We start from the raw sequence: 25170 nt of genomic DNA on the forward strand, positions 1-25170 counted from the left end.
ACTGGATGAACTTCACACTTCTTGCAATAGCTCGATTCTGTTCCCCACCGGGTCCGTGAGGTAGATCCGGCGGTAGCCCGGGAGCAGGTCGTCGGGGGGTTCGGTGCTGAACGCGTTGAGGTCGTCCACCAGGAACGCCGGGTGCGCCTTGCTGGCGGGCCGGAAGTCGTCCTCGATGCCGAGATGCACCTCGACGCCCTCGCCACGGAACCAGACGCCACCGCGTTTGGCCAGATCAGGCGGTTTGGGGACCTCCTGGAGCCCGAGGACTCCTCCGTAGAACTCCCTCAGCATCGGCTCGCTCCCCGCGGGCGCGGCGAGCTGGACATGGTGCAGGCCCTTGATCACTGCTGCTGACGTTTCTGCGCCACCACGAAGATGCGCCGGAACGGGAACGGCGTGCCGTACGGCTTGGCCGGATAGACCTCGTCGAGCCGCTGCGCCAGCTCGGCCGTGAACTTCTTCTGCTCGTCGGCCTCCAGCCGGTCGAAGATCGGGCGCAGGGCGGTGCCGGAGATCCAGTTCAGCACCGCGTTGTCGCCCTCCAGTAGGTGGACGTACGTCGTCTCCCAGGCGTCGACCCGGCAGCCGCTCAGGAAGTCGACGTAGCCGGCGGCGTCGTCGACCGGGCTGCCCCGGTCGAAGTCGCCGAGCCGATCGGACCACGCGGGCGTGGCGCAGAGCTCGCGGATCGCCACGTGGCTGGGGGCGTCGAAGTTGCCCGGCACCTGGAAGGCCAGCCAGCCGTCCGGGCTCAGCGAGTCGATCCAGTGCTCCAGCACGTCGCGGTGCGAGGGCACCCATTGCAGGACGGCGTTGGAGACCAGCACGTCCACCGGCCGGTCGGGGCGCCACGTGGTGACATCGGCGACCGTGGACCTGATCTGCTGGTGCCGGCGGGCCTCGGTGATCATGGCTGGGGAGGCGTCGAAGCCGTCCACGGTAGCCTGGGGCCAGCGGCGGGCGAGTTCGACGGTGAGTTCGCCGGTGCCACAGCCGGCGTCCACGACATAATCGGGGCTGTCGGCGCCGATTCTGGCGGTCAGCTCGAAGAACGGGCGTGCTCGCTCGTCGGTGTACCTGGCGTACGTTGTGGGATCCCAGATATCTCTCGACATAGAGATTATTGATATCGAGATATGTATCTCGATGTCAAGACAGTACAATCTGACCATGACACAGGACGCGCTCCCCCCGATCTGGCGATCTGGTGTCGCGAACGAGGAGCCGCAGGACGCGCTCTTCCCGATCTGGCGATCTCATAGCAAGGCGGTGTCGTGAACGAGGAGCCGCAGGACGAGGTCGACCGGCTGGTGGCGGCCTGGCGGACGGAGCGCCCGGACCTCGACGTCGAGCCGCTTCAGGTGCTGTCGCGGGTTTCGCGCCTGGCCAAGCATCTCGACCGGGCCAGGCGGGCCGCGTTCGCCGAGCACGATCTCGAGCCGTGGGAGTTCGATGTGCTGACGGCGCTGCGGCGGGCGGGCAAGCCCTACGAGCTGAGCCCGGGGGCGCTGATCCGGGCCACGTTGGTCACGTCGGGCACGATGACGAACCGCATCGACCGCCTCGCCCAGGCGTCCCTGGTCCGGCGACGGCCGGATCCGGAGGATCGGCGGGGGGTGCTGGTGTCGCTTACCGAGAGCGGGGTGGCGCGGGTGGATGCCGCGTTCGCGGACCTGCTGCGACGCGAACACGCCCTACTCGCCGCCCTGGCCCCCAACGACCAACGCACCCTGTCCGCTCTGCTCCGCACCATGCTCGCGCCGTTCGACTCCTAGCCGCTCGCGTTCCGCAGACGGCGAACGGCGCAATTCCACGGTCGGTCTCAAGATTTGAGACGCTTGTTTTCTGTACGGCTTCGCATGGGTTGCCCGCGCCGCCGTCGTTGGCGCGCGACCGTCAGGCGCCGGTCGTGAAGGCTCACGGGGTGCTCGCCGTAACGACTCGTTCTTGGCCGCCTTCTTCGGAAGCCCGTCACCGCTCGTTCGTCGGGCGTCTGCTTCAGAAGCCAGACGCCCGCATGCATGCCAACCGCTTACCGCTACGGCGCGTACTTGGGCCCCTGCTTCCGAGTCAGTCGCTCAGTCGGTCGGCGAGTTCGAGCCACTCGGCTTCGACTGTGTCCTTCTGGTCGAGGATGTCTCTGAGCTGGGCATCCAGGGAGCCTAGTTTGGCGTAGTCGCTGGCCGCGTCCGCCATCGCGGCGTGGAGCTTGGCCTCCTGGTCGCCCAGTCGGTCGAGTTGGCGTTCGAGGCGGTTCAGCTCCTTGCGGAGCTCTCGTTCCTCCTTGGCCGACATGCCCTCTTGGAGGGCTGCGGGCTGGGTCTGGGCGGGAATGGGCTGGGGTGAGGTCGTTCGCGCTGTCAGGGCGGTGCCCTGGGCTCGGCGGGCCAGGTATTCGTCCACGCCCCCCGGAAGGAACGAGAGCTTGCCGTTGCCCAGGAGGGCTACGCACTTGTCTGTGACGCGCTCCAGGAAGTAGCGGTCGTGGCTCACCAGGATGAGCGTGCCGGGCCAGCCGTCGAGGAGGTCTTCGAGCTCGTTCAGCGTCTCGATGTCGAGATCGTTGGTCGGCTCGTCGAGCAGCAGCACGTTGGGGTCGTCCATGAGCAGCCTGAGCAGTTGCAGCCGCCGCCGCTCACCACCCGACAGGTCACCGACGACCTTCCACTGCGCCTCGCCCTTGAAGCCCAGGCGTTCGAGCAGCTGGGATGCGGACCACTCCTTCTTGCCGACCTGGATGTACTTGCGGATCTCCTCGACCGTCTCCAGCACCCGGCGGGTGGGGTCGAGTTCGGCCAGTTCCTGGGACAGGTGCGCCAGCCGTACCGTCTTGCCCCTGGCCATCCGGCCCGAGTCGGGCTGGACCGTGTCGGCGAGCAACCGGAGCACGGACGACTTGCCGGAACCGTTGACGCCGATCAGCCCGACGCGGTCGCCCGGCCCGAACTGCCAGGTGCAGTCGTCGAGCACCAGCGGGCCGCTGCCCGGGCCACCGGCGTGCAGGGTGACGTCTTCGAGGTCGTACACGGTCTTGCCGAGCCGGACCGCCGCGAACCGCAGTAGTTCCACGCTCTCGCGAGCCGGCGGCTCGTCGGCGATCAGCGCCTGGGCGGCCTCCACCCGGAACTTGGGCTTCGACGTACGCGCGGGCGGGCCGCGCCGCAGCCAGGCGATCTCCTTGCGCATGAGGTTCTGGCGGCGTTCTTCGGCGGCCTGGGCGATGCGCGCCCGCTCCGCCTTCGCGAGCACGTACGCGGCGTAACCGCCCTCATACCGCTCGACTCGCCCGTCCACGACCTCCCACGTCCTGGTGGAGACCGCGTCGAGGAACCACCGGTCGTGTGTCACGACCACCAACGCGCTCTTACGTCCGGCCAGATGACCGGCGAGCCAGGCGATGGCTTCAATGTCGAGATGGTTCGTGGGCTCGTCGAGCATGATCAGGTCGTGCTCTTCGATGAGCAACTGGGCCAGCGCGGTGCGCCGCCGCTCACCACCAGACAGATCCCCCGCCTTGGCCTCAAGATCGAGATCGCCGATGAGATTACTGAGAATCTCGCGGACGCCCTGATCCCCCGCCCATTCGTGCTCGGCCTTCTCACCCAGCACGATCTCCCGGATGGGCATCGCCGGGTCGAGCGCGTCATGCTGCGTCAGCATGCCCACCCGCAGCCCCCGGGTATGGGTAACCCGGCCGCTGTCCGGCCGGACATCCGCCGCGATCACCGACAGAAGTGTGGTCTTACCGCCGCCGTTACGTCCGACGACACCTATGCGCTCTCCGACCTCGACGCCGAGGGAGACGTCGCTGAGCAGCGGCTTGGGCCCGTAGGCATGGGAAACAGACTCGAGATTTACCAGATTCATGGCCTTACCAGGGTATCGGCCCGCGCGACGCTGTGGTGACGACGCCAAGCCGCCACCGCACCGGGGGTGTCCCCCAATCGGCGAGCGGGCGAGCAACCGGGCGGGCGAGCGGCCAGATGGACAAACAGGCGGACGGGGAAGGAGGACGTGACAAGCGGCCGGACAGACGAACGGGGAAAGAGACGTGACAAGCGGCCGAACAGGCGAACGGGCGGGGGGCCATCCAAGCGGCCCCGCGCTGCCCGCTCCCCCCGTCTGGCAGCGCTTCCATCCTCCTCTGAACAGTCGCATCGCACCCTAGAGGGGGCGTACGACAGAGGGGGCGTACGGCAGAGGGGGCGTACGGCAGAGGGGGCGTACGGCGCTGACGGCCTTAGACCACTATCGCGCCCGGGACAGGGCCGTGGGCGGGGATGGCGGTGCGGGTGATGTTGGTGGTGGAGAGGGCGGTGGCCAGTTGGTCGGCGTGGGCGGCGTCGGTCGCGAGGAAGGCGCAGGTGGGACCGGAACCGGAGACGATCGCGCCGAGTGCGCCGTACTCACGGCCGGCTTCGAGGGTGCGGGCCAGTTGAGGACGGAGTGTCAGGGCGGCGGGCTGGAGGTCGTTCGTCAGGTACGCGCCCAGTTTGCGGGCGTCTCCGGCGCCGAGCGCCTCCAGCAGGGGGTCGCTCAACTGCGGCCAGGGGATTTCGGCACTGGTCGCGGCGCGGAGCCGATCGCATTCGGCGTAGACAGCGGCGGTGGACAGCCCACCCTCCGCCACCGCGAACACCCAGTGAAACTGGCCACCGGTCGGCAACTCGCTGAGCTGTTCGCCCCGGCCGATCCCCACTGCCGTGCCCCCGAGCATCGAGAAGGGCACGTCACTACCTAGATCACCGGCGATCTCCATGAGATCTTCGAACGGCAGGCCAAGCCCCCACAGCTCGTTGCACGCCACCAGGGCCCCCGCCGCGTCGGCGCTCCCCCCGGCCATGCCACCGGCCACGGGAATGGCCTTATTGATGATCAGCGCCACACCATAAGTGCGGCCCGCGTGCTTGGCCAGGGCTCTCGCGGCCTGAATCGCGAGGTTCTCGTCATCGAGCGGGACACGGTCCGCCCAGTTTCCCCCCACCGTGACGGTGATCGACTCGGACTCCTTGGCGACCACTTCGTCGAAGATCGATACCGCGTGGAAAACGTTGACCAGGTCGTGATAGCCGTCTTCGCGGAGCGGTCCGACGGATAGCTGCACGTTGACCTTCGCGGGCACCCGTACGGTAACCGAACTCATCGATCTTCTGTCACTTTCGTCGCTTGGCGGGGTCGAGGACTCATGAGCTTATAGTGGCTCGCTTCCTGGTCACGTGATTCTCGGCAGAAGTGGTGAAGCCCTGTATGGGACCCGAGCCAACGCGCGTACCCCTGGAGGCCGGTGACATACACAGAGGTTAAGGCGCTTGACGGACCAAACGACCGGACGGCCGGTACAACCGAATCGTCTCACTCACTGGAACTGCGGGTCCCTGATCCACCGGCGCTGCGGCCCCAGAGCACTGAGGGCCACGAACCCTGCGGGGCTGCGGGGCTGCGGGGCTGCGGGGCTGCGGGGCTGCGGGGCTGCGGGGCTGCGGGGCTGCGGGGCGGACGGTACTGCCCGGAGTGCCGGAGTGCCCAGAGCCTGGTGGCTGGTGGCTGGTGGCTGGACGTGGGTAGGTCGCTGCAGTAGGGGAAATATGGGCTTTTGAGAGGAAGAGAGTGTTTTGTTGGAAGTGACGGTTGTTGAGGTGCCGCAGTGGCGGGGGTCGGGGTCCAGGACGGCGGAGCGGCTGCGGGAGGGGGCTCGGCTGGTGGCCGAGATGGTGCCTGCGGAGCGGCGGCTGCGGGTTGATGTGGATGATGATGATCTGATCGTCACGGCTTCTCGGGTGCGGGCGGTGATGTCGCAGTTGGGCGATGGGCTCGTGGTCACTGCCGGGGGTGATTGCGGAGTTGAGTTGGAGCCGGTGGCGACGGCTCGGCGGAAGTACGGGGATCGGCTGGTGGTCCTCTGGTTCGATGCTCATGGGGATCTCAACACGCAGGCCAGTTCACCTTCTGGGGCGTTTCACGGCATGGTGCTGCGGGCTCTCACCGGTGAAGGGCCGGAGGGGTTGGTGCCTGAGGAGCCGATCCGTCCGTGGCAGATCGTGCTTGCCGGGGTGCGGGATCTCGATCAGGCCGAGGTCGCGTTCGTTGAGGCGAGCGGGGTGCGCCATCTGGGTGTGACGGACTCCGTGGCGCTGGTCGACGCTGTTGCTTCGGCTGGCCTCGATCGGGGACAGGGTGGTCGCTCGGAGAACCCGGACCATGGGCTGGGGCTTGGGACTGATGACTCCGGTCGTGGGTCGGGGCTTGGGACTGATGACTCCGGTCGTGGGTCGGGGCTTCGGACTGAAGGGTCCAGTCGTGGGTCGGGGCTTCGGACTGAAGAGTCCAGTCGTGGGTTGGGGCTTGGGGCTGAAGAGTCCAGTCGTGGATCGGCGATTGGGGTGGAGAAGTCCAGCCGTAGGCAGGGGGGCGGGATCGAGGAGAAGGTCGTTTACCTTCATATCGATCTTGATGTGTTGGATCCGGAGATGTTCGGGAGCGTCGGGACGCCGGCGCCGGGTGGGTTGCGTCCTGATCAGCTGCTTGAGTTGGTCGGTGCGCTGGCGGAGCGGTTTGAGGTGGCCGGGCTGGGGATCGTGGAGTATGAGCCGGCCAGGCAGGAGGATCAGGAGCTGCTTGCGCCGCTGGTCGACAGGCTGGTCAGAATTTGCGCCCGTACTTGAGTAGCCGGACCGCACCCGGCGAAATGGGGGATCGGGTGCGGTCCGAGTGTGCGGAGCCCTGCTACGGGCTGTGGGTCAGCCTGGGCGTACGGCGCCTCGGTAGAGGGGGCGATAGTAGGTGGAGGTCAGGAACGGGGTTCTTCTGACTACGTCGCCGGTTTTGGGGGCGTGGATCATTACGCCTCCGCCCAGGTTGAGGCCGACGTGGGTGGGGTCACCGGTGCCGCCGCCGAAGAAGACCAGGTCGCCCTTGCGTAGGTCGTCGAGCGTGACTCTGCGGCCCTGGCGGAACTGGGTGCCTGTGTAGTGGCCGAGCCTTATGCCAGCTTTGGACCAGGCGTAGAGGGTGAGACCGCTGCAGTCGAAGCCCTTGGTGTGGGCTCCTCTGCCTATGCCTGTGGTGGCGCCGGATGGTGCGCCGCCGCCCCATGAGAATGGGGTGCCCAGCTGGTCGATGGCGGCTGCTGTTGCTATGTCGCCCTTGGTCAGGGGCTTGGTGGGTCTCGGCTTGGTAGGAGTATTTCGGGGGGCCTGGGCCGGGGGGTTGGGGGCGGGGCAGGACTCTGGGGGCAGGGGGATGAGGACGTAGATGGGCTGGTTGTTGTGTGCCAGCGCATCAGGAGGTAGGGCGAAGAACGGCTCTGGTGGAACGGGGATGTCCTGAGGGTGCTTCGTCTCGCGGTCGTTGGCTGCGGGTGGGTTGGTGGGGAGGGCGATCAGGCGGAAGCACGGGGTGGTCGGCGGTTCGGGTGAGGTGGTGGTCGCGGCGGCCACCGCGCTGGGGGATGCGATGAGGGCCGCGAGGGTGCCGCCGCCGATCGCGAGCCAGGTAAGAGCAGAGCAAGTGGTCAGGGCAGAGCGAGTGGTCAGGGCAGAGCGAGTGGCCGGGGCGGGATGGATGTCCAGGACGGGGGCTGTGTCCGGGACGGGGGCTGTGTCCGGGACGGGGGCTGTGTCCGGGACGGGGGCTGTGTCCGGGACAGGGCGGGTGTCCAGAGCAGGACTGGGGGTCAGGTAGGAGCGGGTGTCCAGAGCGGGGCTGGGAGTCGGGTCGGGGTGAGGGGTCAGGGCGGGGCGGGGGGTCATGGTGGGCCTCCTGCGACGTGCGGAATGGAGGCCCCAGGATCTTGCGATTGGTCAGGGCGGCGGGGAGCCGAACGGGGTTCTGTGGATAGCCGGGGATACGGGGGCAGGCTCTGTGGATATCCAGGGGTGCCGGACAACGCAGGACTCGGTGGATAGCGGGCGCGCCGGACAACGCAGGTCTCTGTGGATATCCAGGGGTGCCAGACAGCGCAGGACTCGGTGGATAGCGGGCGCGCCGGGCGAAGCGGCTCTTTGGAGGTCGTGGGGGCCAGGTAAGGCAGGTTTCAGTGGATAGCGGGGCGATCTAGGGTTTGACTTCGGCGATCCGGGCGAAAGCCGTCACGTCCAACTGCTCTCCCCTCTCCGAGGGGTCCACCCCGGCGGCCCGCAGCGCGGCCTCGGCCTGGGCGGGGCTTCCGGCCCACGAGGCCAGCGCGGCCCGCAACGTCTTACGCCGCTGCGCGAACGCGGCGTCGATCACCGCGAACACCTCCTCCCGCGACGCGGACGTCTCAGGCGGGTCCCGCCGGACCATGGAGACGAGGCCGGAGTCCACGTTAGGGGCGGGCCAGAACACCGTCCGTCCCACCGGCCCGGCCCGTCGTACGTCCGCGTACCAGGCGGCCTTCACCGACGGCACCCCGTACACCTTGGAGCCGGGCCCCGCCGCGAGGCGGTCGGCCACCTCCGACTGGACCATCACGAGGCCCTTGTGCAGTGACGGCAGCGCCTGCAGCAGGTGCAGGACCACCGGGACCGCGACGTTGTAGGGGAGGTTCGCGACCAGGGCGGTGGGGGTGTGGCCCAGCAGGTCGGCGGAGGTGATGCGCATGGCGTCGGCCTCCACGACCGTGAGCTTGTCGCCGAGGCCGCGGTCCGCGACGGTTACCGGGAGCTGGGCGGCCAGTACGGGGTCGATCTCGACGGCCACCACGTGCTGGGCCGCGGGGAGCAGCGCGAGGGTGAGCGAGCCGAGGCCGGGCCCGACCTCTATGACCACGTCTTCTGGGGCGAGTGCGGCGACTCTGACGATGCGCCGCACGGTTCCCGCGTCGATCACGAAGTTTTGGCCTAGCTTTTTCGTCGGACGAAGATTTAGCTTATCCGCCAAAATACGTATTTCTGTAGGGCCCAACAGGCTCATCATCCAACCAGTCTCCCGCATCGAAGAACCTGCGATGGCGGATGGGGGCACCACAGGGGAGGATGGCCGTGGAACAGGAAGGGACGTCCTTGATGGAGCCAACGGGCGCCGCGCCGCTCCGCCCGACGGATCTGCGAGAAATCGGGCCATACCGACTGCTCGGCCGGCTCGGCGAGGGTGGAATGGGTACGGTGTTCCTGGCCAGGGCACCGACGGGGCGGTTCGTCGCGGTCAAAGTGGTGAAGGCGGAGTTCGCCAACCAGCAGGGGTTCGCCGACCGCTTTCACTCCGAGGTGGAGAACGCGCGGCGGGTGGCGTCGTTCTGCACGGCACAGGTGCTCGACAACGGCAACACCGGCGACGGCCGGCCGTACATGGTGACCGAGTACATCGGCGGCACCCCGCTGTCGGACCAGATCGCCAAGTACGGCGCGCTGGACCCGGGGCCGCTGCACGGCGTCGCGCTGGGAGTCGCGGCGGCGCTGGCGGCGATCCACGTCGCCGGGCTGGTGCACCGGGATCTCAAGCCGGCCAATGTCATCTTGTCGCTGTCCGGGCCGCGAGTGATCGACTTCGGCATCGCCAGGGCGCTCGACAGGGAGACCGGGTTCACGATGTCCGGTGAGCTGCTGGGCAGTCCGGGCTGGTGGGCGCCCGAGCAGGTGCGGGGGGAGACGGTCACTCCCGCCGCCGACATCTTCGCCTGGGGCTGCCTGATCGCGTACGCCGGTAATGGGCGCCACCCGTTCGGACGCGGCGACCCCATCACGCTCGCGACGCGCGTCCTGAACACGCCGCCCGACCTGGGCGCGCTGCCCGCGCCTCTCGACGAGTTGGTACGGCGGGCGACCGACATGGAGCCCGCCCAGCGGCCCACGGCCCAGGACCTGCTGATCGCCCTGGTCGGCGGCAGCGCGCCCAAGCCTGCGGCGGCGACGGTGGACAATCCGCCGACCCTGGTGGCGCCCGGGCTGCTCAACGACTGGGAGCCGCCGCAGAACGTGGTGAACGAACCTGACATCACGGCCACGTTCGCCACGCCGCCGCCCAGTGACACGACGGCCAAGGGGCCGGCCGTGGCCACCGACGTACCCCCACAGGAGTCGAAGCAGGCCGATCTGCAGGAGCTGGCCCGCCGGGAGGAGCAGGCGGCCCGCGAGGAGCTGGCGCGTTGGGAGGTTCCGGCCCCCGAGCAGCCGACTCCGAAGAAGCCCAAGAAGCCCAAAAAGGAGCGCTTAGCCGAGCAGGCCCCTCAGCCCGACGACGAGCTGAGCGTGCAGGCCCGAAACACGGACCCGGGACGCCAGGCCGAGGAACTGTCCACGGACGACACCCAGACCCCCCTCCCCGGCCGCTCCCTCAGCACCCGCTGGCTCATCGCGGCCGCCGCGGCCGTGGCGGCCATCGCCGTCACCGTCGGCGTCCTCATCGTCACCTCCAGCCGCAACATCACCCCGCCCGCCCGGACGCAGACCCAGTCGGCGACCTCCTCGGCGCGGCCCAACGACGTCGGTCACCGGTTCGCGCTCGGCAAGTCCTTCGACGACCCGCAGCTCATCGTCGTCGCGGCCCCGCAGTGCGGCCTGAAGGAGTTCGAGGGCAAGACGCAGACCCAGGGCCAGCTGTGCGTGGTTCGCTGGACGATGCTGAACCCCGGAGGCGAACGCCAGGAGATCGGCGACCCGATCGTCTCGCTGCTCGACGACAGAGGCGGGCGCCACGACCCGGTGGAGGCCACGTTCCCGGCGGTGATCACCGCGGGCAGCCGGATCGACAACGCGTTCGTGTTCGACATGCCGCTTTACCGCAAACCCGTAGAGCTGTCCGCCACCAGACTCAAGAACGGCAACCAGATCGAGGTCCGGCTGTGAAGACGATCGGTGCGGCGCTCCTGGCGCTCGCGCTCGCCGTGGGCGGCACGCTCGCCACCGGCACCCCCGCGACAGCCGCCACGAGCACCACCAAGCAGGCCGCCTGCTCGGGTACGAGTGACTTCGACGGCGACGGCCTGGAGGACGTGGCGGTCGGCGACCCGTTCGCCGACGGCGGCAAGGGCGCCGTGCACATCCTCTCCGGGGACAAGGTGATCCCGATTTCGGTGCCCGGCCTCCAGCAGGGTGACGCGCTCGGCTGGTCGGTGACGCTGGCCAAGGTCGATCCCGGCAACCCCTGCGCCGACCTGGTGGTGGGGGCGCCGTACACGGACGTCGACGGCGTCAAGGACGCGGGTGCGGTCTATGTCGTGTACGGCGGGGGCAGCCCGGCACCGCAACAACTGGTGGCGCCCGAGCCGCAGCGCGATGCCCACTTCGGCTGGTCCCTGGCGTCCCGGGGCAGCCTGGTGGCGATCGGCGCGCCGTACGAGGACCAGGCCCAGATCGCCGACGCGGGCTCCGTCTACGTGCGCGAGGGCACCGGTCGGCTGATCAGGATAAATCAGGACTCGGCGGAGGTGCCGGGCAACGGCGAGGTCGGCGACCAGTTCGGCTGGTCACTGGCCGTCGGGCCGGGCAACAGCCTGCTCGTCGGCGTCCCGTACGAGAACGACGACGGCGCCGGCCGCCAGGTCGACGCGGGCAAGTCCGACTCGGGGGCCGCGGTCCGCATCGACAACGTGCTGGCGCCGACGCTCGCGGGGGTCAAGCTCGACTCGCCCACCAAGGCCGCCGGAGACAGGTACGGCTACGCGGTGGCGTACGCCGAGGGGGCCGGGTTCGCGGTGACCGCGCCGGGCCACGGCTATGTCCAGCTCTACGACCCGGCCATGCGCCCGACGAGGCGGGTGGGGCAGGGGGCGGGGTTCGGGTTCTCGATGGCCGCCTCGGCCGACGGCAAGGTGGCCGTCGGCGCGCCCTATGAGGGAGGCGTACGGGTGCTGTCGTTCAAGAACGCGGCCGAGGACAAGAGGCTCCCGGCGTCGGACGGCCTGTTCGGGTGGTCGCTGACCTACAGCGGCAACAAGCTCTACATCGGCCAGCCCGACGCCGTGCCGGCCGGCAAGGTCCTGGTGCTGGCCCGCAACTCCGATGAGCTGCGGCCGCTCCAACCACCCGCCGGCGCCGACTTCGGTAGCTCGATCGCCGGTTGACCCAGCCGGCCGCGGACTTACATCATGATCGCCTCCGGGCCGAACAGCTGCTTGACGTCCGCGGCGAAGCTGGGTTCGGCATTGACGGAGAACTCCGGCAGAGCACACACCATGATCTTCCCGGTCAGCCGCTGCACATTGATCCGCAGCGGCACGTTGCCCTGGTGCAGCTTCAGCACGTTACGGAGTTCTTCCACGGCTTCCTGCGTGAGGCGTTCCTCGCGCACCTGGATGGTGATGGGATGCCCGGAATCGCTGGTGATGCCGGACACGTCGAGTGGGGTGAGGTCTTCCGCGAAGATGCTGATGGCGCCGTCACGGTTGTTGACCTTGCCGCCGACCGACACCACGGCATCTCCGCGCAGCTCCGGCGCGTACAGCTCGTAGCTCCTGGGGAAGAACAGGCACTCGATGGCCGCGTCCATGTCCTCGACGGTGACGATCGCCCACACGTTGCCGGCCTTGTTGACCCGCTTGTCGACCTTGGTGATCAGGCCGCACACCCGGACGTCCCCGCGGTCGTCACGGCCGCTTTCGAGCAGTTCGGCGATCGTGGTGTCCCGGTGGCGGGCCAGGAGCCGCTCCGTGCCCGCCAAGGGGTGATCCGACACGTACAGGCCGAGCATCTCCCGCTCGAAGTCCAGTCGCGTCTTCTTGTCCCACTCCATGTCGGGAATCTGTACGGAGAACGCCGCCGTGCCCGCGTCGTCGCTCGGGCCGCCGAACAGCGAGTCCTGGCCGTGGGCCTCGTTCTTCTTGATGTCGATGACCGAATCGACCGCCGGCTCGTGCACCATGAGCAGCGCCTTGCGCTGGTGGTCGAGCGAGTCGAACGCGCCCGCCTTGATCAGCGATTCGATGACCCGCTTGTTGCAGACCGTCAACGGCACCTTGCCGAGGAAGTCGTTGAAGTTCTCGTAACTGCCCTTCTCGGCGCGGGCCTTCACGATGCCTTCGACGACGTTCTCACCGACGTTGCGGACCGCGCCCAGGCCGAACCTGACCTTGTCGTCGCCGACCGCGACGAAGTCGAGCTGGGAGTCGTTCACGTCCGGGGCGAGCACCTGGATGCCCATCTTGCGGCACTCGGCCAGATAAACGGCGGCCTTGTCCTTGTCGTCCCCCACGGAGGTCAGCAGGGCGGCCATGTACTCGGCGGGGTAGTTGGCCTTGAGGTAGGCGGTCCAGTAGGCGACGAGGCCGTAGCCGGCGGTGTGGGACTTGTTGAAGGCGTATCCGGAGAACGGCAGCATGACGTCCCACAGCGCCTGGGTGGCCTCGGCGGTGTAGCCGTTGCCGTGCATGCCGGCCTGGAAGTTGGCGAACTCGGCGTCCAGGATCTCTTTCTTCTTCTTGCCCATGGCGCGACGCAGCAGGTCGGCGCCGCCCAGGGTGTAGCCGGCCAGCTCGCGGGCGACGGCCATGATCTGCTCTTGGTAGACGAGCAGGTGGAAGGTCGGCCCGAGGATCGGTTCGAGCGCTTCCTTCAGCTCGGGGTGGATGGGGTCGATGTCCTGACGGCCGTTCTTGCGGTGCGCGTAGTTGGTGTGCGCGTTGGCCGCCATCGGGCCCGGCCGGTATAGAGCGAGCACGGCGGCGATGTCCTCGAATCGGCTCGGTTCCATCAGCTTCAGGAGCTGCCGCATCGGGCCGCCGTCAAGCTGGAACACGCCCAGGGTGTCGCCGCGGGCCAGCAGCTTGTACGTGGGCACGTCGTCGAGGGGAAGGGTCAGGGTGTCGAGTTTGACGCCCCGGTTCTGCTCGATGATCTTGATGGCGTGGTCGATGATGCCCAGGTTTCGTAGCCCCAGGAAGTCCATCTTGACCAGGCCCATGTCTTCACAGGACGGGTAGTCGAACCCGGTGATGATCACGCCGTCCTTGTCCCGCATGTGCATGGGGATCAGGTCCAGCAGGGGCTCCGAGGACAGGATGACCGCGGCCGCGTGCACGCCGGTGCCGCGGATCAGGCCCTCGATGCCGCGGCCGGTGTCGATGACCTTGCGTACGTCCGAGTCGTTCTCGTACAGGGCGCGGAGCTCACCGCCCTCGTTGTAGCGGGGGTGGTCCTCGTTGAAGATGTCGGCGAGCGGGACGCCCTTGCCCATGACGTCCGGCGGCATCGCCTTGGTGATCTTGTCGCCCATGGCGAACGGGTAGCCGAGAATCCGGCTCGCGTCCTTGACGGCGGCCTTGGCCTTGATCGTGCCGAACGTGTTGACCTGGGCGGTCGCTTCGCTGCCGTACTTCTGCGTCACATACTGGACCATCCGGTCCCGCTGGCGGTCGTCGAAGTCGAGGTCGACGTCCGGCGGGTTGATGCGCTCGGGGTTCAGGAAGCGCTCGAACAGCAGACCGTGCTCCAGCGGGTCGAGCTCGGTGATGCGGGTGGCGTAGGCGACGATCGAGCCGGTGGCGCTGCCTCGGCCCGGACCCACGGCGATGCCGTTGTCGCGGGCGTACTTGCAGATGTCGGCGACCACGAGGAAGTAGGAGGAGAACCCCATGGGACCGATGACCTTCATCTCGGTCTCATACCGCTCCATCACCTCGGCGGGGATGGGTGTGCCGTAGCGCAGCTCCAGGCCGCGCTCCACTTCCTGGCGCAGCCAGGATTCCTGCGTCTCCCCCTCGGGCACGTCGGGGAACTGCGGCATCCGGTCGACGTGCTGGAACACGTCGCCGTAGTCGCCCACCATCTCGGCCACGAGCAGCGTGTTGTCACACGCTTCCGGCATTTCGGCGAACAGCTTGCGCATCTCGTCGGCGGACTTGAGGTAGTAGCCCGACCCGTTGAACCGGAAACGGTTGGGGTCGTCCTTGTTCTTGCCCACGCCGACGCACAGGAGGCTGTCGTGCGCGTCGGCCTGGTCCTCCGTCACGTAGTGGGAGTCGTTGGTGACCAGGAGCGGGATGTTGAGCTGCTTGGCCAGGCGGAGCAGGTCGGCGCGGACCTCCCGCTCGATGCTGATGCCGTGGTCCATCAGCTCCAGGAAGTAGCTGTCCTTGCCGAAGATCTCTTGGTATTCGCCGGCGACTCTGACCGCCTCGTCGTACTGGCCGAGCCGGATCCGGGTCTGCACCGCGCCGGACGGGCAGCCGGTGGTGGCGATGATCCCGTTCGCGTGCTTGGAGATCAGGTCCTGGTCCATGCGGGGCTTGGAGTAGTAGCCCTCGAACGACGCCAAGGAGGACAGCCGGAACAGGTTGCGCAACCCGTCCGCGTTCTTGGCCCACATGGTCATATGGGTGAACCGGCCGCCGCCGGAGACGTCCTTGCCGCCCTCACCGTCGGCCACGCCGGTCTCGGCGCGCTGCCCCCAGAAGACCGGCTTCTTCACGAACCGGTTCTCGGGGGCCACATAGGCCTCGATGCCGACGATCGGCTTGACCGGGCTGCCCTTCGCCACCTTCTGGAACTCGTACGCACCGAACATGTTGCCGTGGTCGGACATCGCGATGGCGGGCATCTGGAGCCGCTCGGCTTCCTTGAACAGCGGCTTCATCTTGGCCGCTCCGTCAAGCATGCTGTACTCGGTGTGCACGTGCAGATGCACGAAAGACTCGCTCACCCGTTCCCCTTACCTCGGCGCCAGCCCGTCCTCTCGGATGAGCTTATTCCGTCTCATGAGGCTGTTGGGGCATCAGGCGTGAGGGGCCGACACCTTGTTGTGAGCCTGTTGCAGGCTGGCAAGCGGCTAGCCGAAAAGCCGTGATCCACACTCCCGCCACTGGCCCTGCCACCGGCCGCCGACCAGCTGGTAGAGGAGCTGTGCCCGATAGGTCTGCTCCTCCGCCGGCCAGGTATGCGGCAGCCCGGTGCCGCCGACGGCCGCCCACATGGGCAGGCTGAATCCGTACATCCCGTAATAGGGCCCGGCGGGGTTGACCGCCAGCGGGTCGCCGTTCGACATGCACTGGGCCAGCGCCGCCCAGTCGAGCCCCGCCACGGTCGCCGGCACGATCACGGTGTGCGGCGGCGGGGGCGGGCTGACCCTGATGACGGTCCCCTGCGCCGGGAAGCTGTCGAGCGGCGGCCGTACCCGGTAGCCGCGGTGCAGCGGGACGTGGCGCTGCCTGAGCACCTCGCGGACGGTACGGCCGGTGGTCGTGGTCGCCGTCCGGACGCCGCCCGTCTCGACGTACACCTCACGCCGCGTGTACATCGAGAGCGAGAGGCCGGACAGCGGCACGTTCCGGCCCGGCGGGACCGACAGTCTGCCGCCGGCGGGGCTGATGTCGAGCTCGGCCAGCGCGTCGCCGACGTTCGTGGCGGTCACCAGGTGCTGGGTGGTGCGCCCGTCGACGGTCAGGGTGATGGGACGGGCGTGGCGCACCTCGATCCACGTGCCGTCGACGAGCTTCTCCTGCCCGGCCGGTCGTACGGAGTCGCCGGAGCCCACCGGCACCCCGGCCTCGCCGAGGACCTCCCGCACCGAGCCGGCGAAGCTGCGCAGCGCGATCTGTTCGCCGTCGACGACCAGAACCACGCTCTTGACCAGGGTCGCGACGGTCACGATCCCGCCCACGGCCACGACCGCGAGCAGGCAGAACACCGGTGTCCACGGCGAGCGCCAGGCAATCCGAGGGCGTGGGGCGCGCCTCTTTCCTCGCACGGTCGACCTCCGGTAGCGGCTTCGGGCGGCTCGACGTTAGTGGCGCCCGCGCCGTCGCCTCCACCGGTTCACGGAAAGATGGTCACCACTCTCCGAAGACCGTGACTCCGTTGACGCTGATGGCCTCGCACAGCTCATCCGGATGGACTCCCTTGACCTCCGCCAGGCAGCGCAGGGTGAGCGGGATGAGGTAGGGCGCGTTGGGCTTGCCCCGGTACGGCACGGGCGGCAGGTAAGGAGCGTCGGTCTCGACCAGCATGAGCTCCATCGGCGCGACCTGGGCCGCCTCCCGGAGGTAGGAGGCGTTCTTGTAGGTCACCGGCCCAGAAAAAGACATGAAATATCCGGCTTCGGTGCACTTTTTCGCCATTTCAGCATCGCCCGAGAAGCTGTGGAACACCACCACCGGCGGCGCGCCCTCGGCGGCCAGCACCTTCAGCACGTCGTCGTGCGCGTCGCGGTCGTGGATGACCAGCGCCTTGCCGGTGCGCTTGGCGATCTCGATGTGCGCCCGGAAGCTCGCGTGCTGGTCGTCCTTGGCCGCCCAGTCACGGTAGTAGTCCAGCCCCGTCTCCCCCACCGCCCGCACCTCGTCGCGCCCGGCCAGCGCCTCGATCTCGGCCAGCGTCTCGGGCGTGGCCGCGTGAGCCTCGTTGGGATGGATCGCGACGCCAGCGTAGATCCCCTCGTGCTCCGCCGCCGCCTCAGCGTTCCACCGGGAGGACGGCAGGTCGTAGCCGATCGTGACAAGCCGGGTCACACCAACGGCGCGCGAGTCGTCGAGGATGCTCCGTACGCTCGCCGACGCCGCCTGTGCCGCCTGCGCCACCGGATCGCCCGAGGACGCCTGCCGGTTTCCGACCATGATGTCCAGATGGCAATGGCTGTCGAACACCGGCGCGGACAGCGGCTCCGGCGGGCTGGGAATCTTGCTCACGCCCTCTAAAGTAACCTCCATGCGCTTCGGCATCCTCGGCAGCACCCGTGCCTGGCGCGCGGACGGCGGCGAGGTGCCACTCGGCGGCCGGGCCCGGCGGGCCCTGCTGGCGCTCCTGCTCATCCGGCCCGGCGAGGTCGTCACCTACGACCGGCTCATCGATGTCCTGTACGGCGAGCAGCCGCCCAAGAACGCCCAGCACGCCCTGCACTCCCAGGTGTCGAGGCTGCGCGGCGACGGCATCATGGTCGAGCGGGCGGCCACGGGTTACCGGCTGGCCGTCGATCCCGGCGACGTCGACGCGCACCGGTTCCTGCGGCTGGCCGAGGCCGGGCGGCAGGCTCTCGACGCCGACCCGGACCGGGCCGCCGCGTTGCTGGGCGAGGCGCTGTCCCTGTGGCGCGGCACCGCGCTCGCCGATCTCGACCCGGCGCATGCCGTGCCCCTCGAAGAGCGGCGTGTGGCCGCCCAGGAGGACCGGATCGAGGCCGACCTGCGGCGAGGAGCGTACCGGGCGGCGATCCCGGAGCTCGGCGAGCTGATCGAACGTCACCCGCTGCGCGAGCGGCTGCGCGGCCAGCTCATGCGGGCCCTGAGCGCGGACGGCCGCCAGGCCGAGGCGCTGGTCGTCTACGAGCAGGTAAGGCGGCTACTGGCCGACGAGCTGGGCGCCGACCCCTCACCCGAACTGACCGTCCTGCACCAGAACCTGCTACGCGGCGAACTGGCTCGCCTGACACCACAGCCCACCCCCGCCCCGGCCACCGCCGGACCGACCGGACAGATCGTGGTCGCATCCGGTGATTCCGGGCGGTCGCGGATGCCGACTCGGCTCACTAGCCTGGTTGGCCGGGCTTACGATCTGGCCGCGGTCGGCGCGCTCATCGACTCGGCCCGGCTGGTGACGCTGCTGGGACCGGGCGGCGCGGGCAAGACGCGGCTGGCGGTCGAGGTCGCCGGGCGGCGTCCCGACGCCTGCCTCGCCGAGCTGGCCTCCCTGACAGAGGGCACCGGCCTGCCACAGGCGGTGCTCGACGCGCTGGGCGTGCGTGAGGGCGGCCTGCTGAGCGGCTCGGCCGAGCCCTTGCCCGGTCGGCCCGCAGGCACGGGCGCGGGCGCTGGCACGGGCGCTGGCGCTGGCGCTGGCGCGGGCACGGCTGAGTCCGCGGCCCTGTCGCGGTTGATCGCCGCCCTCGCCGAGCGCCCGCTGCTGCTCGTGCTCGACAACTGCGAGCACCTGATCGAGGACGTCGCCGCCTTCGCGGAGCGGTTACTGGCCGCCTGCCCTCAGTTGCGCATCCTGGCGACCAGCCGCGAGCCGCTCGGCATCACGGCCGAGCACCTCTGGCCGGTACGCCCGCTCGCCCCCGCCGACGCCGTCCGCCTCTTCACCGACCGGGCGGCGGCGGTCCGCCCGGGGTTCACGCCGGACGAGACGGTCGAGCGGATCTGTTCCGCACTGGACGGCCTGCCGCTGGCGATCGAGCTGGCCGCTGCCCGCATGCGTACGCACGAGGCCCCCGAGCTGGCCGAACGCCTCGCCGGCACCGACCGCTTCCGGCTGCTGTCACGCGGCAGCCGTACCGCCGACGCGCGACATCAGACGCTCCGCGCGGTCGTCGCGTGGAGCTGGGAGCTGCTGACCGAGCCCGAACGCGCGATGGCGGCCCGCCTCACGGTCTTCTCCGGCGGCGCCACCGCGACGGCCGCCGCCGAGGTGTGCGGCCTGCCCGACGCCGAGGAACTGCTCGACTCGCTGGCCGACAAGTCGCTGGTGAACGTGGCCGCCGGCCGCTACCGCATGCTGGAGACCATCCGCGCCTTCTGCGCCGAGCAGCTCGCCGACAAGGCATCCGTACAGCGGGCGCATGCGACGTACTTCTTCGGCCTGGCGCAGCGGGCCGACCCGCACCTGCGCGCGGCCGAGCAGCTCGACTGGCTGGAGTCGCTGTCCGCCGAGCACGACAACCTTCGTACGGCCCTGCGCTGGGCGGCCGAGGCGGGCGAGGTGCGGCTCGGCATGCGGCTGCTGGCGGCGCAGTCCGCCTACCTGTGGATGCGCGGGATGCGCGGCACCGCCAGAGCCTCGGCCGTCGCCCTGCTGGAGGCGGCCGGGCCGGCGCCGGATCCGGAGCTCGGCGACGCGTACGTGCTCTGCCTGCTGACCGTGGCCGGCGGCGAGGGGGCCGGGGAGCTGTGGGCCCGCCACTCCGCCGTGGCCGACGCGATCGTGTCGGCTGGAGAGGGGACGCGGGACTACCCGGTTCTCACGTTCCTGTGGCCGATGATCACGGCGGCCATGCACGCCCCCGAGCCGACTCTCGCGGTGCTGGCCAGGGCCACGACGAGTCCCGACCCGTGGGAGCGCGCCATGGCCCGGATGATGTGGGCCTATTCGCTGATGGCTCGCGGCGAGTACGCCCAGGCACAGGCCGACCTGATCTCGGCGCTCGACGCCCTGCGCGCGCTCGGCGACCGGTGGGGGTCGATGATCTCGCTCGACGCACTGGCCTGGCTGGCGGGCATCCACGGCGACCGGGACACCGCGCTGGCCCGCACTGACGAGGCGATCGTGCTGGCCGAGGAGCTGGACGCGACCGAGGACCTGGCCGATCTGCTGTGCAACCGGGGCGATCACCACCTGCACGCCGACCCCGCCGCCGCCAGGGCCGACTACGAGCGCGCCGCCGAACTGGCCCGGCGCGTGGGCGTGCCGACGAACGTGGCGTCGGCGCTGCGCGGGCTCGGCGACGTGGCCCTGGAGGAGGGCGACCTGGTCAGGGCGCGGGAGCTGTACGAGGAGGCGCTGCGGCGGTCGGATCCCCGGTGGCTCAGGAGTGCGGGCAGCAGGATCCGGCTCCTGGTCGGTCTGGGACGCCTCGCGGAGGCTGACGGAGACCCGCACGCGGCCGGGGCCTGGCACCGGCGGGCGATCGAGGCCGCGCTCGCGACGGGCGCGATGCCGGAGAGCGCCCGGGCGTTCGCGTCACTCGCCCGGCTCGCGCTCCTCGAAGACGGCGGTGCTCGGCCGGCCGCCAAGTTGCTGGGGGCCGCCACCGCGGTGCTCAGCGGGATCCGGCTCGACACGCCGGTAAGCGCGGACGTCTCCGCCCGGGTGCGGGCCGTCCTGGGCGACGAGGCGTACGAGCGGGCCTGGACCGAAGGCGCGGCACTCACCCACTTCCAGGCGGCCCTCCTGGCGGGTGTGTCCGATGCGGCGATCGACTCCTCACCACTGCGCCTGATCGCCACCCTGCCCGGTGAGCTCGGGGTGAGACCGCGGTGAGCGCGCCCCGCGATGCTCGGCCGCATGGACATTCTGCTCTCCGGCGCCAGCGTCGCCGGTCCCGCCCTGGCCTACTGGCTCAACCGCTCCGGACACTCCACCACGATCGTCGAACGGGCGCCCGCCCTGCGTGACGGCGGCTACTCGGTCGACTTCCGCGGCGACGTCCACCTCACTGTGCTCCGCAAGATGGGCATATTCCAGGAAATTCAGCGACGGCAGACCCACATGGGTGCCATGTGGAACGTCAACGAGGCAGGCAAGAAGCTGAGCGCCCTGCCGGCCGACCTGTTCGCCGGCGACGTCGAGATCCTGCGCGGCGACCTCGCCGAGATCCTCTACGACCTCACCAAGGACCGCACCGAGTACATCTTCGACGACTCCGTCGCCGCGCTCGACGAGGACACCGACGGGGTCACGGTCACGTTCGAGCGGGGGCCGAGCAGGCGCTTCGACCTGGTGGTCGGCGCCGACGGCCTGCACTCGAAAGTGCGTGAGCTGGCCTTCGGTCCCGAACGGCAGTTCCTGTCGTACCTGGGCCTGTACTGCGCGATCTTCACGACGGAGAACTACCTCGGCCTCGACTACAGCGGCCAGGCCTACGGCACACCGGGCAGGATGGTCGCCCTCTACAGCGCCAGGCAGAACACCGAGGCCAAGGCCATGTTCTGGTTCGGCTCGCCGGAGCTGACCTATGACCGCCGCGACACCCGCCGGCAGCAGGACCTGCTGGAGCAGGCGATGGCGGGCGTCGGCTGGGAGGCTCCCCGGCTGCTGCGCGACATGCGGCGGGCCGGCGACTTCTACTTCGACGCCATCGCCCAGGTGCGGATGGACCGCTGGTCACGCGGCCGGGTCGTGCTGCTCGGCGACGCCGCCTGGTGCCCCTCGCCGCTGTCGGGCATGGGCACCGGGCTCGCCATGGTGGGCGCGTACGTGCTGGCGGGCGAGCTGGCGGCAACCGGCGACCACCGGACCGCCTTCGCCGGGTACGAGGCGGCCATGCGCGACTACGTGCTCGCCTGCCAGAAGATGGGCGAGGGCGTCAGTAAGTTCATGGTGCCGGAGAACAGGTTCATGCTCTGGTTCATGAACCAGAACTACAAGCTGATGCCGTACCTGCCGTGGAAGGGCCTGATGGCGCGGTCCGCGCGGAAGACGGCCGCCGCCATCAGGCTCAAGGACTACGAGATCAGTCGGCCAGCCGGGCCAGCTCCTCGTCCACGACCTTCGGGTCGAGCTTCTTGAACAGCGGCACCGGCGGCGCGAGCGGGGTGCCGGGCTTGATCTGCCGGTGCTCCCACTGGGCCGCGCCCTGGTAGTCGCCGGTGATCACCGGGTAGGGGGTGCCACCGTCCTCGTCGACGTCGTGCATCTCCGGCATGCCGGACCAGACGCCCTCGCCGCCGAGCATCGCGTGGACCTTGTTGGACGAGCCGGGCAGGAACGGCGTGAGCATCGTCTTGGCGTCGTCGACCACCTGGAGGGCGACGTGCAGGATCGACTTCTGCCGCTCCGCGTCGTCCTTGAGCTTCCACGGCTCCTGCTCGGCCAGGTAGCGGTTGGCGTCGCGGACCACGTCGAACGCCTCGGTGATGGCGTTCTTGAACCGTGAACGGTTGAGCTCGGCGCCCACCGGTCCGAAGGCGTTGCGCGAGCGCTCAAGCAGCGCCCGGTCGGCGTCGGTCAGCTCACCGGCCTCGGGAATCGCGCCGAAGTTCTTGGCCGCCATGGAGATCGACCGGTTGACCAGGTTGCCCCAGGCCGCGACGAGCTCGCCGTTGTTGCGGTTGACGAACTCCTGCCAGGTGAAGTCGGTGTCCTGGTTTTCCGGACCGGCCACGGAGATGTAGTAGCGCAGCGCGTCGGCGTCGTAGCGGGCCAGGAAGTCGCGGACGTAGATGACGACCTGCCGGGAGGAGGAGAACTTCTTGCCCTCCATGGTCAAAAACTCGCTGGAGACCACCTCGGACGGCACGTTGAGCGCGCCCAGCGACCCCGGGGAGCCGCCCCTGGCGCCCTGACCGTTGTAGCCGAACAGCATCGCGGGCCAGATCTCGGCGTGGAAGACGATGTTGTCCTTGCCCATGAAGTAGTAGCCACGGGCGTCGGGGTTCTGCCACCACTGGCGCCACGCGTCGGGGTCGCCGGAGCGCTTGGCCCACTCGATGGAGGCGGACAGGTAGCCGATGACGGCGTCGAACCAGACGTAGAGCCGCTTGTTGGGCTGGTCGCGCCAGCCGTCGAGCGGGATCGGCACGCCCCAGTCGAGGTCGCGGCTGATCGCCCGCGGCTGCAGGTCGCCGAGCAGGTTGAGGGCGAACTTGAGCACGTTGGGCCGCCACTCGCCCTGCTTGGACTGCAGGTAGGAGCCGAGCACCTCGGCGAAGGCGGGCAGGTCGAGCATGAAGTGCTCGGTCTCGACGAAGATCGGCGTCTCGCCGTTGATGCGGCTCTTGGGGTTGATGAGCTGGATCGGGTCGAGCTGGTTGCCGCAGTTGTCGCACTGGTCGCCGCGGGCACCGTCGTAGCCGCAGATGGGGCAGGTGCCCTCGACGTAACGGTCGGGCAGGGTGCGTCCGGTGGACGGGGAGATCGCGCCCATCGTGGTCTTGGGGAAGATGTAGCCGTTGTCGTAGAGGCCCTTGAAGATCGCCTGCGCGACGGCGTAGTGGTTCTTCGTCGTCGTGCGGGTGAACAGGTCGTAGGACAGCCCCAGGCCGGTCAGGTCTTCGGCGATCACCCGGTTGTAGCGGTCGGCGAGCTCGCGGGCGGTCACGCCCTCCTTGTCGGCCTGCACCTGGATGGGCGTGCCGTGCTCGTCGGTGCCGGACACCATCAGCACCTTGTTGCCCGCCATCCGCTGGTAGCGGCTGAAGACGTCGGACGGCACGCCGAATCCGGATACGTGCCCGATGTGGCGAGGGCCGTTAGCGTACGGCCACGCTACGGCGGTCAAGATGTGCTGGGACATAGGCCAAGCCTACGGTGCGACCGCGGTCGCCTCGTACCGAATCCCGGCACGAGGCGAATGATCAACGCGTCGTGGACTCCTCGCGGGACACGGCCTCGGCCGCCTCCTCGGCCACCTTGGCGGCGACGTCTATCGAGCTCTCGCGGGTGCGGCGGATGCCCAGGATGCTGATGAACAGCGCCGCGAAAATGGTCTGGAAACTCATGATGAGCGCCGTGGCCGACGGCACGACGATGCGCAGCGACTCACGCGGGTCGAGCGAGCCGAAGCTGCGGACCTGCCAGTGCACCAGCGACATCACCAGGCCGACGAGACCGGCCAGGGCCAGCAACCCGCCGACCACCAGGCCCTTCTCCAGCGTGACGATGTCGATGAGCTTGCGCACGCGTTGCGACTCGGGCAGGAAGCCCTCCTCGGCCGCGTAGACCTTGGTGAACAGCGCGAACAGCGCGGCCTGGAAGCCGATCACCACCGCCGCCGACGCCCCGACCAGGGTGTCGACGTCGAAGGCCAGCTCGCCGATCTCGACGGGGCCGAACGTCAGCGCCGTGCCCGCGACCAGCCCGAGCACCATCAGCAGCAGGCCGGGGTAGAAGAACAGCCACTTGGGGCTGTACAGCATGAGGAAGCGCAGGTGGCGCCAGCCGTCACGCCAGGAGCGCAGGTGCGGCGGCCGGGAGCGGCCGTCGGGTGACAGCGTCGTGGGCACCTCGCGCACGTCGAGGCCCGACAGCGTGGAGCGGACCACCATCTCGGAGGCGAACTCCATGCCGCCCGTCTGCAGCTGGAGCCGCAGGATCGAGTCGCGCCGGAAGCCGCGCAGGCCGCAGTGGAAGTCGCCGATGGCCGACGGGAAGAACAGCCGGCCGATGAACGACAGCACCGGGTTGCCCAGGTAGCGGTGGAGCGGCGGCATGGCGCCAGGCGCGATGCCCCCCTTGAACCGGTTGCCCATCACGAGATCGGCACCGTCGCGCAGTTGCTCGACGAACGGGAGCAACGAGGTGAAGTCGTAGGAGTCGTCGGCATCGCCCATGATGACGTATTTGCCACGTGCGGCACGGATGCCGCCCATGAGCGCGTTGCCGTAACCCTTCTCATCGACGTGGACGACGCGAGCACCGGCGTCACGGGCGAGCTGCTGCGAGCCGTCCGTGCTGCCGTTGTCGGCGATCAGGACTTCGCCCTCGATGCCGTGCTCTTCCATGCACGCCAGTGCCTTGCGTACACAGACTTCCACGGTCTCCGCCTCGTTGAGGCAGGGCATGACCACCGTCAGTTCCACGTCTCAACCCTTCAGTTAAGGCTCTTCCAGCCCACCATCATGCCCTGTGCCCCAGGGTGGTCGGGTCAAGTCCTAAAAACGACTGGCAT

General features: G+C 69.1%; 17 protein-coding genes. 6 read left to right on the forward strand and 11 right to left on the reverse strand.

The window, feature by feature from the left end; translation table 11 throughout:
- Nucleotides 1–12: 12 nt before the first annotated feature.
- Together ACGFNP_RS33055 and ACGFNP_RS33060 are read right to left on the reverse strand one after the other, a co-directional pair.
- Nucleotides 13–348 (reverse strand): glyoxalase, encoded by a 336-nt coding sequence (locus ACGFNP_RS33055; protein ID WP_393325355.1) that lies wholly within the window; start codon nucleotides 346–348, stop codon nucleotides 13–15.
- A complete protein-coding gene (locus tag ACGFNP_RS33060) occupies nucleotides 345–1118 on the reverse strand; it encodes a trans-aconitate 2-methyltransferase (RefSeq protein WP_393325357.1) in 774 nt (257 codons plus the stop codon). Before ACGFNP_RS33060 ends, ACGFNP_RS33055 begins: the two co-directional genes overlap by 4 nt.
- A gap of 159 nt (nucleotides 1119–1277) precedes the next feature.
- Between ACGFNP_RS33060 and ACGFNP_RS33065 the strand changes: the two genes are divergently transcribed.
- Nucleotides 1278–1778, forward strand: a complete 501-nt coding sequence (locus tag ACGFNP_RS33065; RefSeq protein ID WP_393325359.1) for a MarR family winged helix-turn-helix transcriptional regulator — start codon at nucleotides 1278–1280, stop codon at nucleotides 1776–1778.
- Nucleotides 1779–2073: 295 nt separating this feature from the next.
- Here ACGFNP_RS33065 and ACGFNP_RS33070 read toward each other — a convergent pair whose 3' ends face one another.
- Nucleotides 2074–3870 carry an ABC-F family ATP-binding cassette domain-containing protein gene (locus ACGFNP_RS33070; protein ID WP_393325361.1) on the reverse strand — a complete coding sequence of 599 codons (1797 nt, stop codon included), beginning with the start codon at nucleotides 3868–3870 and terminating at the stop codon, nucleotides 2074–2076.
- Nucleotides 3871–4243: 373 nt separating this feature from the next.
- Nucleotides 4244–5146 (reverse strand): 4-(cytidine 5'-diphospho)-2-C-methyl-D-erythritol kinase, encoded by a 903-nt coding sequence (locus tag ACGFNP_RS33075; RefSeq protein ID WP_358328240.1) that lies wholly within the window; start codon nucleotides 5144–5146, stop codon nucleotides 4244–4246.
- Nucleotides 5147–5711: 565 nt separating this feature from the next.
- Here ACGFNP_RS33075 and ACGFNP_RS33080 point away from each other — a divergent pair.
- Nucleotides 5712–6665, forward strand: coding sequence for an arginase family protein (locus ACGFNP_RS33080; RefSeq protein ID WP_393326243.1), 954 nt, complete (start codon nucleotides 5712–5714; stop codon nucleotides 6663–6665).
- A 75-nt stretch (nucleotides 6666–6740) separates the two neighbouring features.
- Here the strand turns inward: ACGFNP_RS33080 and ACGFNP_RS33085 are convergent, their stop codons facing one another.
- Nucleotides 6741–7751, reverse strand: a complete 1011-nt coding sequence (locus ACGFNP_RS33085) for an NlpC/P60 family protein (RefSeq protein ID WP_393325364.1) — start codon at nucleotides 7749–7751, stop codon at nucleotides 6741–6743.
- A 304-nt stretch (nucleotides 7752–8055) separates the two neighbouring features.
- A complete protein-coding gene (rsmA, locus tag ACGFNP_RS33090; RefSeq protein WP_393326246.1) occupies nucleotides 8056–8895 on the reverse strand; it encodes a 16S rRNA (adenine(1518)-N(6)/adenine(1519)-N(6))-dimethyltransferase RsmA in 840 nt (279 codons plus the stop codon).
- A 92-nt stretch (nucleotides 8896–8987) separates the two neighbouring features.
- Here rsmA and ACGFNP_RS33095 point away from each other — a divergent pair, with 92 nt between their 5' ends.
- Nucleotides 8988–10766: a protein kinase gene (locus ACGFNP_RS33095; RefSeq protein WP_393325366.1), complete on the forward strand. Its 1779-nt coding sequence runs from the start codon at nucleotides 8988–8990 to the stop codon at nucleotides 10764–10766.
- Nucleotides 10763–11983 carry a hypothetical protein gene (locus ACGFNP_RS33100; RefSeq protein ID WP_393325368.1) on the forward strand — a complete coding sequence of 407 codons (1221 nt, stop codon included), beginning with the start codon at nucleotides 10763–10765 and terminating at the stop codon, nucleotides 11981–11983. Before ACGFNP_RS33095 ends, ACGFNP_RS33100 begins: the two co-directional genes overlap by 4 nt.
- Nucleotides 11984–12000: 17 nt before the next feature.
- Here the strand turns inward: ACGFNP_RS33100 and dnaE are convergent, their stop codons facing one another.
- The 3 genes from dnaE to ACGFNP_RS33115 all read right to left on the reverse strand — a co-directional run bounded on the left by dnaE (nucleotide 12001) and on the right by ACGFNP_RS33115 (nucleotide 17536).
- Complete coding sequence (gene dnaE / locus ACGFNP_RS33105) at nucleotides 12001–15555, reverse strand: DNA polymerase III subunit alpha (RefSeq protein WP_358328225.1); 3555 nt, start codon at nucleotides 15553–15555, stop codon at nucleotides 12001–12003.
- A 126-nt stretch (nucleotides 15556–15681) separates the two neighbouring features.
- Nucleotides 15682–16599, reverse strand: a complete 918-nt coding sequence (locus ACGFNP_RS33110; protein WP_393325370.1) for a ubiquitin-like domain-containing protein — start codon at nucleotides 16597–16599, stop codon at nucleotides 15682–15684.
- Between the two features lie 82 nt (nucleotides 16600–16681).
- Nucleotides 16682–17536 (reverse strand): TatD family hydrolase, encoded by an 855-nt coding sequence (locus tag ACGFNP_RS33115; RefSeq protein WP_393325372.1) that lies wholly within the window; start codon nucleotides 17534–17536, stop codon nucleotides 16682–16684.
- A 19-nt stretch (nucleotides 17537–17555) separates the two neighbouring features.
- On the opposite strand from ACGFNP_RS33115, the gene ACGFNP_RS33120 reads away from it, so the two are divergent.
- Nucleotides 17556–20822: a BTAD domain-containing putative transcriptional regulator gene (locus ACGFNP_RS33120; RefSeq protein ID WP_393325374.1), complete on the forward strand. Its 3267-nt coding sequence runs from the start codon at nucleotides 17556–17558 to the stop codon at nucleotides 20820–20822.
- 24 nt (nucleotides 20823–20846) lie between these two features.
- On the forward strand, nucleotides 20847–22070 hold the full coding sequence (locus ACGFNP_RS33125) for an FAD-dependent monooxygenase (protein ID WP_393325376.1): 1224 nt from the start codon (nucleotides 20847–20849) through the stop codon (nucleotides 22068–22070).
- On the opposite strand, the gene metG is transcribed toward ACGFNP_RS33125, so the two are convergent.
- Together metG and ACGFNP_RS33135 are read right to left on the reverse strand one after the other, a co-directional pair.
- The gene (gene metG / locus ACGFNP_RS33130; RefSeq protein WP_358328210.1) at nucleotides 22015–23796 is read right to left on the reverse strand and encodes a methionine--tRNA ligase; all 1782 of its coding nucleotides are present in this window, start codon (nucleotides 23794–23796) and stop codon (nucleotides 22015–22017) included. The genes ACGFNP_RS33125 and metG overlap by 56 nt on opposite strands.
- A 61-nt stretch (nucleotides 23797–23857) precedes the next feature.
- Entirely contained in the window at nucleotides 23858–25081 is a 1224-nt protein-coding gene (locus ACGFNP_RS33135) for a glycosyltransferase family 2 protein (protein WP_358328207.1), read from the reverse strand.
- Nucleotides 25082–25170: the final 89 nt, after the last annotated feature.

It is taken from the genome of Nonomuraea sp. NPDC049269 (genome assembly GCF_043197155.1).
Lineage (GTDB): Bacteria > Actinomycetota > Actinomycetes > Streptosporangiales > Streptosporangiaceae > Nonomuraea.

Excerpts from the sequence above, each read along its gene's own strand:
- ACGFNP_RS33060 (WP_393325357.1), bottom strand. The coding sequence starts at position 1,118 with ATGTCGAGAGATATCTGGGATCCCACAACGTACGCCAGGTACACCGAC.
- ACGFNP_RS33070 (WP_393325361.1), bottom strand. The coding sequence starts at position 3,870 with ATGAATCTGGTAAATCTCGAGTCTGTTTCCCATGCCTACGGGCCCAAG.
- ACGFNP_RS33075 (WP_358328240.1), bottom strand. The coding sequence starts at position 5,146 with ATGAGTTCGGTTACCGTACGGGTGCCCGCGAAGGTCAACGTGCAGCTA.
- ACGFNP_RS33080 (WP_393326243.1), top strand. The coding sequence starts at position 5,712 with ATGGTGCCTGCGGAGCGGCGGCTGCGGGTTGATGTGGATGATGATGAT.
- ACGFNP_RS33085 (WP_393325364.1), bottom strand. The coding sequence starts at position 7,751 with ATGACCCCCCGCCCCGCCCTGACCCCTCACCCCGACCCGACTCCCAGC.
- rsmA (WP_393326246.1), bottom strand. The coding sequence starts at position 8,895 with ATGAGCCTGTTGGGCCCTACAGAAATACGTATTTTGGCGGATAAGCTA.
- ACGFNP_RS33095 (WP_393325366.1), top strand. The coding sequence starts at position 8,988 with ATGGAGCCAACGGGCGCCGCGCCGCTCCGCCCGACGGATCTGCGAGAA.
- ACGFNP_RS33120 (WP_393325374.1), top strand. The coding sequence starts at position 17,556 with ATGCGCTTCGGCATCCTCGGCAGCACCCGTGCCTGGCGCGCGGACGGC.
- ACGFNP_RS33125 (WP_393325376.1), top strand. The coding sequence starts at position 20,847 with ATGGACATTCTGCTCTCCGGCGCCAGCGTCGCCGGTCCCGCCCTGGCC.
- metG (WP_358328210.1), bottom strand. The coding sequence starts at position 23,796 with ATGTCCCAGCACATCTTGACCGCCGTAGCGTGGCCGTACGCTAACGGC.